Here is a 13,627-nt window from a genome sequence, read left to right as displayed (position 1 = left end):
CGCCTCCATGATTCGGCGTCACAGACAGAATCATGGAAGATTCAACGGGTGCAAATCGCCCGCAGGAGATGTGGGTAATGGAAAGCTTCGCCGGAGGCGTACGACTTACCGAACACGCCTTTCGCTAAAACCCGGACGCCGATCCCCTATGCTGAGAACTCATAAGCCCACGCCGGTTCGCGCCGACAAAAGCAAGGAGGTGCCCATACCGGCATCCATGCGCACGCGCCAATCCATTTCCGACCTGAGTGAAGGGCGTCATTGCACCCCGGAAATGATGAGGCTTGCGACGCGGCTGATCCGGGAGGAAGCACTGGAGGGGGAAGCCGGGATGCGGTCAGGCGGGACTATTACGAACATGGCGCCGAACTCGCCAGGCTTATCGCAATGGTGTGCGAAGCAGGCGCCTGAAGACGGCCGAAGGTTTGTGTGGAATATTATTCGGCTCCCGCAGGTGGCGGCCCGATGAGCCATTTCGTCCCGAGATCCGCGAGCATCTGAGGACCGCACGGAGGAGTCCGAGGACTGGCGGTGGAACTGCTGGCGACGGTTTTTCGGTGCGCACATCGAGGATGCCTTCCGTGACGGTCACGGTCTGGACAATCGAAATCCGCGTCCCTCAAGACAAAGCCCGCCGCCGGCCGTCACCACGTTGCCCGGGCAGCGGCCTCGAACAATCGACACGGGCCGCATCGCCAGCCCCAGAACAAGCCGAGATGTTTGAGAGAACGACCACGAGGAACGCGGCCGCGATCGCAAAAGAGCAGCAGCGCGATCGTGATGTCGCGAAACCATCAAGTTGCGCGCCCCCTTGAATGGTGTCGCGACCAGAACCGTAGGGGAGGGCGGTCAGTCGTTAGGCGATGGCGCTCATGTAGTCGGAATGGATCTGCCCACAGGTCACGACCAAGGCGGCGCGCTACCTTGCAGATCGAAAGCGGGCCCCGCCCGAGGGCCTTAACGATGGCAAGGGGACAGGCCAATATGTGCATCTCGCGTACTGACGAACTCGGTGGAAGTTGGCTCGATAGGCCCGCCTCCAAACGCGAAGTCGACGCACAGTGCCGACCGCAACATGAGCCGTTATCGTACTTGTGCCCACCTTACACCGAGGCTGCGCGGCAGGCTGCGCGCTCTTGCCAACGAGCGGAGACGCTTCGGCTATATGCCGCTATTGATCTCCTTCGTCGGGAGGGTGAGAGCGAGCCGTCGAGGATAGACCGCGTCTACCGCTATTCTCTCTGAGGGGGCCCGACAGTCGCAAGCGTAGCGCGGCGGCGAGCTCGCTGCCCAGCTAGCGCCGCGATCTGCTGGAGGTCCCCGACGAGCACTACGATAAGCGATCCTCGTTGATCACGAGTCAGGTCCCCGTGTCGCAGTGGCATGCCGTCGACCCTTGGCTCCGACCATGAAGTCAAAGAGGACACGCCGCGGTCTGGCCAGCGAAAAGAAAAAGAACGCTGAGCGCTTCACGCGATGGCCGCCCGCCAGCGCACCGGCCTCCCGCGCGCGTCGCTTCGTCGCCCGTGGCGGCGCTCCGCGCCGCGCACGGGCATCACAGTGATGGGACTTAGTGAAATCGGCGTCCGGGACTTACCGAAACACGCACCCAGCGGGCGTGTTAGAAAATGAAGGCCTGTAGACGCGCGTTTTTCCTAACTCGTCAGCTTCTCGAAAGCTAGTTGCGATAGCTTGTCGTTGGCGTCGGAGCTCGCAATCCAATTCGCCACTGAGACTTAGGAGCTTCTCTGCGCGGACTTGCGAGCAGCCTATATTTCCGAATGGAGAGCAGTATGGTTCGTTCTCAGTTCAGTCCTCGGCAGTTGAAACCGTTTGCGTCAGGCTTTGCGCCGCAGAATACCGGCATCTATCGCTTGCGTGGACATTTGCAACGCTACGGATCAAGACCGTGCGTGGCATTGGCCACATCCTTGAATCGCCTGGTGCGGCATCCACATGATTAGTCATCTCTGAAGAAAGCCTGTCTTGAAAATAGTTCCAACTCGTCATGCTGAGACCAATCGGCGGCCGACCCTTATCGACGGCTCGAGAGCTACCGGTTGTCCTTGCTTGGGTCCTCTCCTCAGCGCGCTGATGCTGTTATCGCCGCTTTCCGCCGCGGCCCAAAACAACGGGGATGCAGGGACGCCGCGTGCAGCTTCCAATAGCATCAATGCCACGCTGAACCTTTCCTCTTCGCTCGGCAAGACAGTTCGTCTGCCCGCGCCAGCCGCGACCATCTTTGTTGCCGACCCAACGATCGCGGACTATCAGGCACCGTCAAGCAAAACCATCTTCGTCTTTGGCAAGAAATCGGGACGGACCACCCTATTTGCCTTGAACGACAACGGTGAGGCTCTCGCCGAGTTGCAGATTGTCGTGACCCAACCGATCGGGGATCTGCGGGCGATGTTGAGGGATCAGGTCGGCGACTATCCGATCCGCGTCAAGTATACTCCACGCGGCGCAATTCTTAGCGGTACAGCGCCCGATGCTGAAACCGTAGACGCTGCGAAAACCGTCACCGAGCAATTCCTCGGTGACGGTGCGCAGGTCGTCAATAGAATCAAGGTTGCTGGGTCCCTGCAGGTCAATCTGAGTGTGCACGTAGCGGAGGTCTCCCGTGGCGCCATGAAGAAACTCGGTATCAACCTGTCCGCCCTCGGTCAAATCGGCAATTTCAAAGTGGGTTTGTTAAGCAGCGGCGGCAGAGGCAGAGGTGCCGGCTCGGGTGCAGCTAATGGTGGTGGTACAGCAGAAATCGGATACGACGATGGTAACATCAGCATCGGCGCGGTTCTCGACGTACTCGCCAAGGAGCACATTGCTTCCATCTTGGCTGAGCCGAATCTCACTGCGATGTCCGGCGAAACGGCCAGCTTCCTCGCCGGCGGCGAATTTCCCATCCCTGTGCCGCAGGAAAACGGGCAAGTCTCAATTGAATTCCGTCACTTCGGCGTCAGCCTGGAATTCTTACCCACCGTTCTCAACAACAACCAGATCAATATTCGCGTAAAGCCGGAAGTCAGTGAACTCACGTCACAAGGTGCCGTTCAAATCAACGGCATTTACGTGCCGGCAATTACCACCCGCCGCGCCGACACAGTCGTCGAACTCGCCAGCGGGCAGAGCTTTGCAATCGGTGGGCTCATCAGGCGAACCGTCAGCAATAACCTCAGTGCTTTTCCTGGGCTCGGCCAGGTGCCGATCCTTGGCGCCCTGTTTCGTTCGTCCTCATTTCAAAAGGAGGAATCGGAACTGGTTATTCTGGTTACACCTTACATCGTGAGACCAGGGTCGAGCCCCGACCAGATGAGCGCGCCCACGGACCAGATGGCGTCGCCTTCGGATGGGGGGAAGCCTGGATCGAATGTGCCAAGTCCGCCGCGAGGCCGGGCTACTGCCCACACCGGCGCGCCAAGTGCCAAGAGCAGTGTCGGCTTTGTCATCGAATAGCGGTGGCCGAATGACGTTGCGGATCAAAGTTCACCTGACCGCTCTAATGGCAAGCCTAAGTGGCTGCGTAAGCGCGCCGATCCATGGCGAGCCATCGACACCGGTGCATATCCGGCAGGAGACCACCGTCCTAATTTTAGAGAGCCTTCGCGCTTCCGAACGGCAGCACTTGCGTAATTTTCTTGAGAGGGCCAGCCGCGGTCGGCGCGATGCGCTTCATCTGTTGATCAGCGGGGCGCCTCGGCTCGGCGCAGAGGTAGTCCATCAGGCGAAGCAGATGGGCATCGACGCTTACAACATCGAGTTGTTGGACCAACACGGCCGCACAGCGCGAATAGAGGCGATTGTCTATCATGCCCGCCCTGCTGTCTGTCCGTCGTTTTCCAGTTCGTTGCCCAACGACGAATCCGTGGACCAGCCGCTTGGCTGTTCGACACGCCACAACCTCGCGGTCATGGTCAACGATCCGCGCGATTTGTTCGACAACAAAGCTGTCAAACCAAGCCATGGTGATCGTGCGGCCATACCAGTTGCCAAATACAGGACATTCACGGCAGAGAAAAGTGGAGAATAGAGTGGCCCAACTCTCAAGGCCTCGTTCCAGGAGACTGCCGATGATCGACGCGTCGCTCGCTGCCCCCGCGAACATCGGGCTCCCGGTCCGCGATGAGCGGCTATCGATTTGCCAACACGCTGGCCGTCGAGTTTCGTCCATTCGGCATGATCTGCCGGTTCGTAATCGACCAATGTCGAATCGGTCCTGGGACCAAGCTCCTGTGTGATTAAATTCTGTGCTCGGCCTGCGCATACAATCCTTGATGTAGTCGTGGCCTATGACGAGGTCGGGCCATCGTCGGCACCGCTGCCCGGCATGATATGTGCGTTTTCAGCCGGCTATCCGCAAGCTTTGGGCGAAAATCCTTTGTAGCCTAACCCACCAGCGCATTTCATCGATCGTGGGCAGTGATCTCAGGATGGACAGCAGGGCCCAATTGACCCCAGTCACATCACCTGCCCCTGATGTCCCAATTTCAGAATGCAGATCAGCGGGATGGCTGCGACGGATCTCAAGGTCGTCCAACTATTGACGGAGCACCGTCGCTATCGCGGCAAGGTGCTTTTTGCTCGCCGCACCCAACCTCTCATCGCCAAAACGACCCTGCATGAAGCGGTATCTGAAGAAACTGACCGCGAAGGAACGTGATGAAGCGCCGACAGCCCTCTATCTGACATTGGTTGATGGTGCCGCCAATGCCGGATGCTTCATGGCCGTCCTCAACGGTTAGCTGTGCGCGCAGGTCAGGTTTTCGTCAGTCGCGTGGGGTATGTTCAATGCCAGAGCGCACAATTGTCCAAAAATAACGATCCGCACCCCTGGCTGTGGCGAGTTACGTCTCGTCGGCGCTCTCCAAGGAGCTCCGCTCTGAAGCGTCGAAATAGTTCAGGCCGCGGCGGCACTGTGTGCCAAACGTTGTAATCGGCGCATCCTCAGAGACGGCTTATGACAGGAGTTAACCGGCTTGGAAATGTGCCCGGCGGACTAGATACCCACCGGTCCCGTGCTGAATCACATATTGGCGCTGGAGCCGATGGCTCGACGTTCAGTTCGGTCATGCAGGGTCTGCACTCTGAAAATCGAGATCCAGGAACGTCCTCCGCTCAAAAACCGCCTTTCGCCAGCGATGGCCGACGCCGTACGTCGCACGACCCCTCCGTTGATCCGCAGACGGCCAGCCTGGTGTCCGCTATTTGCCGCATCGCAATGCAACAAATTGGGAGAACGTTCATTGCGTTGCGGTGCCGAAGGCCACGGTGCCCGTCAGTCCAGCTCGTTACAATAAAGTGACTCGCGCAGGCAATCCGGCCTAGATCGCCCATCAAAAAGGCGGCTGGGTCGATGCGGAGCTTTTCGGCACGTTGACCCGTGCTCGCGCCCCACAGCAGACCGAAATCGTCCGACAACTGCGTCAACATTTCAAATCGCATGTCGATCCAGATGCTATGAAACCACTTATCGAAAGACACCAGGTGCCGTCCGACAGCTCGTAACCGCCCCGGCCTAGGCGGCGCGCGGCTTCGGTGAGCTCTGAACCGTGATGGATGTCGATGAGGCTGGTCTCCTGCCCGCTCGCAGTCGTCGCGCTGACCAACATTGCCATTACGAACGAGGCGAAACCTGCCGCCAACCGAATGCACTCCTGCAACTTCGACAAAATCTGCTCTTGGAGACCATATTATCGGATGCTTGGAGCACGGCGAATTGTCGGCTCTCGAAGCAAAAGCAAAGGGACCTTGCCTGGTTCCCGCTGATGACGTGCACTGCCTATCCCCCGGAGGTATTCTATCCGTCCATTTTGTAGGGAACTCGACAAAACTAACGTACTCGCTCACCGCGAGAAGTTAGGGAATTCAAGAAGAACCGACTGCTGGGCCTCTGGCATGGCGCTTGCGTTTACAGCTGTGACATTACACCAATAGAGGCGTTTGCTGTCCACAGGTATCCATCTCAGTTCAGGTGAAACGACAGTCCCATCCCCATAGACGAGAGTATCCATGACACGCGTCCTTGCAGCAGCAGCTTTCCTTCTCACGGCTTTCGCCTCAGCCCAAGCCTCTTCAAACGTTAATTCGCGTTCGAGCACCTGGAACAGTCAACCGGCGAGACACACAATGAACCGTTCGCCGTGCGGTCCTCGGTATGTGCTGTGCTTGAAACATCATATCCCTTGGTGCGAGCCGGATCCAGATGGTCTCGCGGCCGACCGCAATCATCTCCCAGGGTCGCCGCGGTCTCCCGGCAAGGTGCCGGGATGATCAGCGTGCCACGGCGGGCAGGTTTGTGAGGGATCATCGCTCATCCGGCTGATGGTTCGAGAGTATCCAAAAAGCTGGACTCACACATGCTCGATCAACACTGCCGGCGTTGCCAGATCATCTGGGCGCACAAAAGTTATGCTCACTTCACCGCCCGCGTGCGGCTTGGCGACCGAGCCCCCCGACCGGATACTCACGGCCGACCTGCTGAAGGACGACTTCAAGGTTGAGGCATCGGGTCGAACAGGACGATGACGGCATCTGCACTGTCCGGTTTGCCCGACCCCGCCACCATTTCTTTCCACCCAACACGGACCCAATCCATGACCCGAAACGCCATACTCGCATTCTCACTTTTGTTGTCCTCGGCCGCCTGCGCGGAAACCATCGAGATCAAGATGCTCAATCATGGCGAGCACGGCTCCATGGTCTTCGAACCCGACTATGTCCAGCTCAAACCGGGGGACGAGCTCCACTTCGTAGCCGCCAATAAGAGCCACAACGCCGCCTCGATCGAAGGCATGGCCCCGGAGGGCTATGCCGGGTTCAAAGGCAAGATCGACGAGGAGATTACAGCACGGTTCGACCAGCCTGGCTTCTACGGCATCAAGTGCTCCGCGCATTACGGCATGGGCATGGTGATGGTCGTCAAGGTCGGGGAGGCCACGGCGAGCGATGCCTTCCGCAACGTCGGTGCGCCGCCGCGGGCGAAGAAGCGCTTCGACGAAATCTTCGCGCGCGCCGGGATCGCTGGCTGATCCCATGCAGTCAGCCATGCCGGGATCGAACCGATACCTGAACATCCGCACTTGCTGGTCGGAAAGGCGGAGACTTGATCGCGCCTTCGCCTGATGAAATCCGGGATCAAGGTTCGGGCGCGACGGCTATGCTGCCTGATTGCCTGCCTGCATGATCTCGGCTGCCTCCAACATGAGGGCGAACGCAAATTCAAGCAGCTTTTCAATTCTTAGCCACACCTTGCTGCGTACCGGGCTGGTCGGCGAGGTTCAATCCGCGTAGCCGTTTCGGAGCGGCTGGATCACGCAGCCGCCATGACTTGTTCTAGGCCGATCCTGGCTTCCGGCAGCCCAAGATCGGCAAAATGCTGCAACAGCCCGTCAAGTCCACTCGTCAACTTCGTCTCTCGCATGAACTTGTCCGATGAATCGACCACGCAAATGCTGCTCCGTTCAAGCTACCCACTAATTTCCACATGATAGTCTATGGTTGTCCCTTGGGGCTACACAATCGGTTCAACATCATCACTCTGAGGGACCGCCACCTTCTTAGCCATGAGAGAGTGCGGTCCACCACGGCATTTAGGATGCGTGCGCTTTCAATGTTGATGGATGCAGTGCTACGCACAACGATGTCAGACAGACGACATAACTGGGGTTCGCCCCTTTGAATTGAAAGCTTTCTTCCTTTGGCACGATTAATGCGTCAGATGATCCGAGAGCGTCACGGTTCACAAAGAGAGGCAGGCGCCATGCGCAAGATCCGCACGCAAGCGCGCTGCACCGTTCCTCAGGGAACGGGAGCCGCGGAGGCGCTGCCGGAGGGTTCAGGCGTTCCAAATCCGCTACTGGCGCCGGCCGATTTAGACAGGGCGGTGACAATCAACGATCGCTACGCCGGCTCACGATCGATGTCCGTGACGTGCGTTCTGGCTCCCCGGGCACCCCCTCCGGACTCATCCATAGTTCATACCTGTCACCACTACGGATGAGAAGCGCCCTGCCGTCGACCAGGTCCGCTTCGGGGCACTGAACAAGGCGACCCAGATGAGCCATAAGGATCGGTTCTACGTCATTAGGAAGAGCTCGCGCGAGCTGATCCATCTGTGAGACGAAGTATCTTTGTTGAATGGGTAGCAGGTTCTCGGCTCTCGACGTCACTACTGAAGGCGGCCACTACCTGGCCCGCACCGAGGAATGCATGAACACGGGCGACAAACAGAACGCAAACCAAAAGCCGTCGCGAAAGCGGTTCAAGGCTTCTCAGGCGCTCCACGGCGACGCTGATCGTTTGGCCCAGTACTACCGTGAATGGGCCAGTTCCTACGAGCAGGACCTCGAGCGCGAACACTACCGCGGCCCCTCGGTCGTGGCGGAACTGGCGGGGGCCGTGCAAGGTGCCTATATCGGCCATGAGCGAGCTGCCGTGACAATTTTGGACGCTGGCTGCGGTACAGGCCTAGTTGGCGTCGAATTGGATTATCTTGGCTTTCGCTTAATCGACGGCTTTGATCTCTGCGAGACAATGGCCGAAATGGCGAGGCAAACCGGGATCTACCGCAATGTTCAAGGCGATGTTGACCTTAACAGACCGCTTAAGGGCTATCCCAGCGCGAGCTATGATATGATCGTGTGTTGCGGCGTCTTCACGCTCGGACATGTGCAACCGCATAGGCTGCGTGAGTTGGCCCGCGTCGCGCGCCCGAACGGATTTGTGGTGGTGAGCGCTGACAAGGGCTATGTGGAGGCGGCGTCCTTTAAAGACGAGGTGCTGCGTCTACAGGAGGCCGGTGTCCTCACGCCGCAGCAATGTCTGAACAACGGCAGTTTTGTCGAGGAGGAGCATGCCCATTACTGGGCATTGCGAGTGCTCGAGAAGCCGACGGAGCCTGAAGGGAGGACAGTATAGGCGATGTTCAAAAGCCAGAATGTGCCGCCCGGAAGCGTTGAAAGGCACCTGTTGGAAGGAGAGCCATAGAGGTAGATGCCATAAGAATATTCGGCGCCGCGTACCAGGAGCGTTCGCCTTGGATTGAGTAGCCCGATGTATGCCGTTGAGTAGGCGACGAACGGTGTAGCGAGGTAGAACATCGCCCCGAAGTAGAAGCACACTAAGGGTAGCGTGAAGCTCTGAACGAACAGAAGAATCGAGAATGGCAATGTGTTGCGGAGGAAATAGATTGCGGCTCCGAATAGAACCGATAGGATTAGCAACCCGCCAGGAGCTTTGCCACCAACGATGAAGAAACCAGTGAAGGCTGCCTTTGCGGAAAGCGCGAGCATGCCAAAGACGGCTGCGTTTGTGAAAAGTATTGGTCGCTTGACGAAACCATCCATTCCCAAAGCTGCAATTGCGACTTAGCAATTCAGTTCGAAGGGAGCAGTCCAAAGTGATCCGGTCACACGGTTCGGGGGAGGTCGGTTCTCGAAGACGCCCGGGAGGTCAAAGTGCACCCAGCCCACTATATTGCCGAGGTAGCGCCAGAATTCCGGGTGGGAAAAATAATCCCTTAGGGAGAGCGGGGTTAAGAGCGTGCCCAAGAACAGGGCGGAAATGAGCACTTCAACGCAAAGGGCAGGAAAAATTCGGATGGCGCCGGGCAGGGGTGTGGGACCGGCTACTGGAAGCCGTTTCAAAGGCTTACGATGGGGATATCGTAACCGGGGCAAAACCGGTGGCGGACGCGGCGTTATGACTCGGGTGTATCGGGTTAGAGTGGGTGGCGGTTTGGCGGGCGGCGTGATTCCATCAGGCGATGGCGGAGCCACCAGATTCTCGAACGCTGACCCCTGCGGACCTGCTCGACATGATCCTGCAGTTGCGGGCAGAGGTCGCGGGGCTTCGCGCCGAGAATGCGGCTCTGAAGGATGAGATCCGGCGTCTGAAAGGTCTACCGCCGCGCCCGACGCTGAAGCCGAGCGGGATGGAGCAGTCGTCGAAGCGGAGCTTTCCTGCGGCAACGGGTCCGAAGCGGCGTGGCTCGAGCCGGGCGATCGTCACCGAAGAGCGCCGTCTTTGTTATGAGCCGCCACCGGGCTCGCGGTTTGTGGGGCGGACAAGCTTCGTGGTGCAGGATCTGACGATCGGGGTGCGGGTGGTCCGCTATCATCGGGACCGCTGGCGTTTGCCGGATGGCCGGATCGTCGTCGCTCCGCTGCCGGACGGGGTCGACGGGCACTTCGGTTTGGAGCTTCGGCGTCTGGTGCTGTCGCTTTATCACCAGGGTCAATCGACCGTGGAGCGGATCGTCGCGTTGCTGCGCGACTTCGGCGTGTCGATCTCCAAGCGCCAGGTCGTGCGGATCCTGACCAGCAAGATCGACGCCTTTGTCGCCGAAGCGAAGCAGGTTCTGACGGCCGGTTGGGTCAGCGTCGACGATATCGGGCCCGCCATGGCGCGGTCAATGGCGTGTGTACGCAAATCGGCAATGACCGGTTCGCCGTGTTCACGACCACCAAGTCGAAGAGCCGGCTGAACTTCCTGCGGCTCCTGCACGGCGGGTCGGCCCGGTGGGTCCTGAACGCCGCCTCACGCGCCTACATGCTGGAGCGCGGGCTGCCGGTGATCACGACGGATCTTCTGCATGTCGGGCGCGAGCCGTCCGGATTCGAGGACGCGGCGTCATGGGACGCCCATCTACTCGCCCATGGCCTGGAGCCCAAGGATGGCCCTCTGGACCCGTTCCGCATCGCCAGTGAAGGTGCCGTCGAGGGCCTTTGCCTCGGCCAGACCGCCCCACAACGCGCCACGGATCGAACAATGCGTCGATCAACTCCTGGCCGAGATGGTGCAGCGCGACGGCAGTCCCGATCTGATGCGCGAGTTCGCCGATCCGCTGCCCACCAACGTGATCGCTGAACTGTTCGGTTTGCCGGACGAACAGCGCGAGGAGATCGTCGCGCTCACCTACAGTCTGGCCAACACCTCCGCCACAGCCGCAGAGGCGCGACAGACGCGGCAGCGCATCCCGGAGTTCTTCCGTCGCCTGATCGCGCTCAAGCGGGGCCACCTCGGCGACGATCTGGCTTCGGCCCTGATCGTCGCGCGCGATAACGGCGAGCTCGTTTCCGACACCGAGCTCATCGACATGTTGTTCATGGTGCTCTCTGCCGGCTTCGTGACCACCACCGGTGTCATCGGCAATGGCGTGCTGGCATTGCCGACGCATCCGCAGCAACTGCACCTGGCGCGCAGCGGCAAAGTTCCGTGGTCACAGGCGATCGAGGAGATCCTGCGCTGGGGCAGCGCAGTGGCCAATCTGCCGTTCCGCTATGCCGCCCAGGACGTGGAGATCGACGGATGCATGGTCCGCCGCAGCGACGCCGTCCTGATGGCATTCCATGCGGCGAACCGGGACGAAAAGGCCTTCGGTCTCGGCGCCGACAGGTTCGATGTTACCCGACGGCACAACCCGCACCTGTCGTTCGGCGAGGGGCCGCGTTTGTGCATGGGCGCGGCGCTGGCGCGCCTGGAAATGCGCTGCGCCTTCCCCGCGCTGTTCGGGCGGCTGGAGGATCTGGCGCTGGCCATCGCCGCCGAGGCTACATGCCGTCTTACGTCATTCGGTGCCCGCAGCGCCTGCCGGTCACCTTTGCCCTTCCATCGCTTAGAGAGTGCGGCATTGACCACGCATTCGGTGATGTCGGGCCGCCGGGGTGGCTGGTCTCGCACGAGGGGACGAGCATGCCCGGTTATTCGCCCGAAGCGCGGGGCCGGTCGGAACGGATGTTCTCGACACTCCAGCAGCGACTGCCAAGGGATCTGGCGCTGGCCGGCATTCGCGACAGCGCGGGCGCCAATCGCTTCATCGCGGACGTCCACCCGCCCGCCCATAATGTCCGCTTCGCCAGGCCGCCCGAGATCGCCGACAGCGCCTTCGTCGCCGCCGACGCGGACCAGTTGGCTGAGATCCTGTGCGTCGAGGAGGAGCGCATCGTCGGTCGCGACAACACCACCGTCTTCGGCCCCCTGAGGCTGCAACTGCCGCCAAGCCCGATCCGACACCATTTCGTCAAGGCCAATGCCCCCGGAGGTATTCGATCCGTCCATTTTGTATGGAATTCGACAAAACTAACGGCTACCCGCTCACCGCGAGACGGGAGGGAATTCAATAAGAAGCGACCGCTGCGCCTCTGGCACGGCTCTTGCTCCTCCAGCTGTGACATCAAAAAGCCAACGGAGCCGTTTGAAATCGACAGGCAACAATCTCACTTCGTTTAAAACGAAGTCCCATCCCTCCTAGACGGAGAACATCCATGACACGCGCCCTGTAGCAGCAGCTTTCTCCTTCTCGCAGCCTTGGCCTCGGCGGAAGCCTTTCCAATCAGTGCAACATCGAGTACCTGGAACAGTCAACGTCGATCAACGATGATGTAGCGTGCCCGGCCATCGGTCGATGGGCTTGTCAAAGCGACACGAGGAATTGACCCTCCTCTTGCCTCACCGATCAATGTTACCGAGGGCTGCGGCGGCGACAGTGCTTATTTCACCTGCCATCGCGGCGGCAGGTGGTACGAGCAAGCTCGTGATCCAGCCCCCGTCGAGGAAACGTCCGGTAATGGAAGTCTTGATGAGCGCGTGATTGAAGCTTTCTGAGGAGCTGGAGCGCATGGCGGCTACACGGGTGGAGATCGATGCAGGTCACGCGATCTATTCGCCGATGGTGCTGCGCACATACGACTGGGTTGTATTGGGTTTCTCAAACCATCTTCTGTGGCGTTGCCCGACGCAGGAGTTGCGCAAGCTTTACGACCGCAACGTCACTGCCCGTCACCTCGACGTCGGGGTTGGCACCGGCTACTTCCTTGACAAAGCCAAATGGCCCGTTTCCAATCCCGCCATCACGCTTCTCGATCTCAATCCCCACTGCCTCGGACTTGCGGCCAAGCGCATCCGAAGGTACGCGCCGCAAACCGTTCAAGCCAACATCCTTGCGCCGCTTCCCCCCATTGAGGAATTCAAGTCGGCTGCGCTTTGCTATCTCTTCCATTGTCTCCCGGGGACAATCCCGGAAAAGGCTATCGCCTTTGATCATCTGCGCCCGCTGTTGGCGCCAGGCGCACGTGTGTTCGGGGCGACGATCCTGCAGGGCAGCGTTCCGCGTTCGCGGCCTGCCCGGGCGCTGATGAACCTTTACAACAGGAAGGGCATTTTCTCGAACGCCGCGGATACAGTAGAAGACCTTGAAACCGCACTCGGCGAGCGCTTTTCCAACGTGAAAGTCGAGTTTAGGGGAGTTGTGGCCCTCTTCGAAGCTACCGCCGATTGAGTAAAGTGGTTGCGGCCGCCGGCCCGGACTTTCGCCTGCAATGCTCGCTTCGGAAGCTTGAGTCGGACTGGTGTGTCAGACCCGCCCCAAGGGGCCGAAGCTCGCCGCCGTCATGGACGAGTTGAGCACGACGTACTCGGGGCTGCGTGGGAGTTTCTTCAGCCCTATACGCTAGAGCCTTTCACGTTTCTGATGCCGCAGTGGACATTCACCACAATGAAGGCTGGTCTCCTGTCCGCTCGCAGCGGTCGCGCTGACCAACATTTGCCATTACGAACGAGGCGAAACCTGCCGCCAACCGAATGCACTTCTGCAACGCCGTCATTGCAGTCGGCAGCCAAACTCCGGTCG

Annotated in this window: 9 protein-coding genes and 1 pseudogene; 9 read left to right on the top strand and 1 reads right to left on the bottom strand. The window is 59.7% G+C overall.

The features are described 5' to 3' along the window. Positions 1-1,060: 1,060 nt before the first annotated feature. The 6 genes and pseudogenes from ACWGTO_RS31495 to ACWGTO_RS31470 all read left to right on the top strand — a co-directional run. Positions 1,061-1,233, top strand: a pseudogene (locus ACWGTO_RS31495) (IS3 family transposase); the annotation flags it as partial. Between the two features lie 753 nt (positions 1,234-1,986). Beyond that, positions 1,987-3,456 (top strand): type II and III secretion system protein family protein, encoded by a 1,470-nt coding sequence (locus tag ACWGTO_RS31490; RefSeq protein ID WP_454578650.1) that lies wholly within the window; start codon positions 1,987-1,989, stop codon positions 3,454-3,456. Between the two features lie 10 nt (positions 3,457-3,466). After that, entirely contained in the window at positions 3,467-4,030 is a 564-nt protein-coding gene (locus ACWGTO_RS31485; RefSeq protein WP_454578649.1) for a CpaD family pilus assembly lipoprotein, read from the top strand. 477 nt (positions 4,031-4,507) lie between these two features. Continuing rightward, a complete protein-coding gene (locus ACWGTO_RS31480) occupies positions 4,508-4,660 on the top strand; it encodes a hypothetical protein (protein WP_454578648.1) in 153 nt (50 codons plus the stop codon). A gap of 1,933 nt (positions 4,661-6,593) precedes the next feature. Beyond that, positions 6,594-7,028: a pseudoazurin gene (locus tag ACWGTO_RS31475; RefSeq protein WP_454578651.1), complete on the top strand. Its 435-nt coding sequence runs from the start codon at positions 6,594-6,596 to the stop codon at positions 7,026-7,028. Positions 7,029-8,208: 1,180 nt separating this feature from the next. Beyond that, positions 8,209-8,916, top strand: a complete 708-nt coding sequence (locus tag ACWGTO_RS31470) for a class I SAM-dependent DNA methyltransferase (protein WP_454578647.1) — start codon at positions 8,209-8,211, stop codon at positions 8,914-8,916. Here ACWGTO_RS31470 and ACWGTO_RS31465 read toward each other — a convergent pair. After that, positions 8,859-9,344, bottom strand: a complete 486-nt coding sequence (locus ACWGTO_RS31465; protein WP_454578646.1) for a hypothetical protein — start codon at positions 9,342-9,344, stop codon at positions 8,859-8,861. The genes ACWGTO_RS31470 and ACWGTO_RS31465 overlap by 58 nt on opposite strands. Before the next feature lie 470 nt (positions 9,345-9,814). Between ACWGTO_RS31465 and ACWGTO_RS31460 the strand changes: the two genes are divergently transcribed. From ACWGTO_RS31460 to ACWGTO_RS31450, 3 genes are all read left to right on the top strand, one after another. Then, entirely contained in the window at positions 9,815-10,483 is a 669-nt protein-coding gene (locus ACWGTO_RS31460; RefSeq protein WP_454578645.1) for a hypothetical protein, read from the top strand. A gap of 189 nt (positions 10,484-10,672) precedes the next feature. After that, the gene (locus ACWGTO_RS31455) at positions 10,673-11,980 is read left to right on the top strand and encodes a cytochrome P450 (RefSeq protein WP_454578644.1); all 1,308 of its coding nucleotides are present in this window, start codon (positions 10,673-10,675) and stop codon (positions 11,978-11,980) included. Between the two features lie 609 nt (positions 11,981-12,589). Next, entirely contained in the window at positions 12,590-13,276 is a 687-nt protein-coding gene (locus tag ACWGTO_RS31450) for a class I SAM-dependent methyltransferase (RefSeq protein ID WP_454578643.1), read from the top strand. Positions 13,277-13,627: the final 351 nt, after the last annotated feature.

The sequence above is a fragment of the Mesorhizobium sp. PL10 genome, assembly GCF_053714315.1.
The sequence above is the reverse complement of the archived record's forward strand: the minus strand, read 5'-3'. Positions and strand labels throughout refer to the sequence as shown.

Excerpts from the sequence above, each read along its gene's own strand:
- ACWGTO_RS31485 (WP_454578649.1), top strand. The coding sequence starts at position 3,467 with ATGACGTTGCGGATCAAAGTTCACCTGACCGCTCTAATGGCAAGCCTA.
- ACWGTO_RS31480 (WP_454578648.1), top strand. The coding sequence starts at position 4,508 with ATGGCTGCGACGGATCTCAAGGTCGTCCAACTATTGACGGAGCACCGT.
- ACWGTO_RS31475 (WP_454578651.1), top strand. The coding sequence starts at position 6,594 with ATGACCCGAAACGCCATACTCGCATTCTCACTTTTGTTGTCCTCGGCC.
- ACWGTO_RS31470 (WP_454578647.1), top strand. The coding sequence starts at position 8,209 with ATGAACACGGGCGACAAACAGAACGCAAACCAAAAGCCGTCGCGAAAG.
- ACWGTO_RS31465 (WP_454578646.1), bottom strand. The coding sequence starts at position 9,344 with ATGGATGGTTTCGTCAAGCGACCAATACTTTTCACAAACGCAGCCGTC.
- ACWGTO_RS31460 (WP_454578645.1), top strand. The coding sequence starts at position 9,815 with ATGATCCTGCAGTTGCGGGCAGAGGTCGCGGGGCTTCGCGCCGAGAAT.
- ACWGTO_RS31455 (WP_454578644.1), top strand. The coding sequence starts at position 10,673 with ATGGCCCTCTGGACCCGTTCCGCATCGCCAGTGAAGGTGCCGTCGAGG.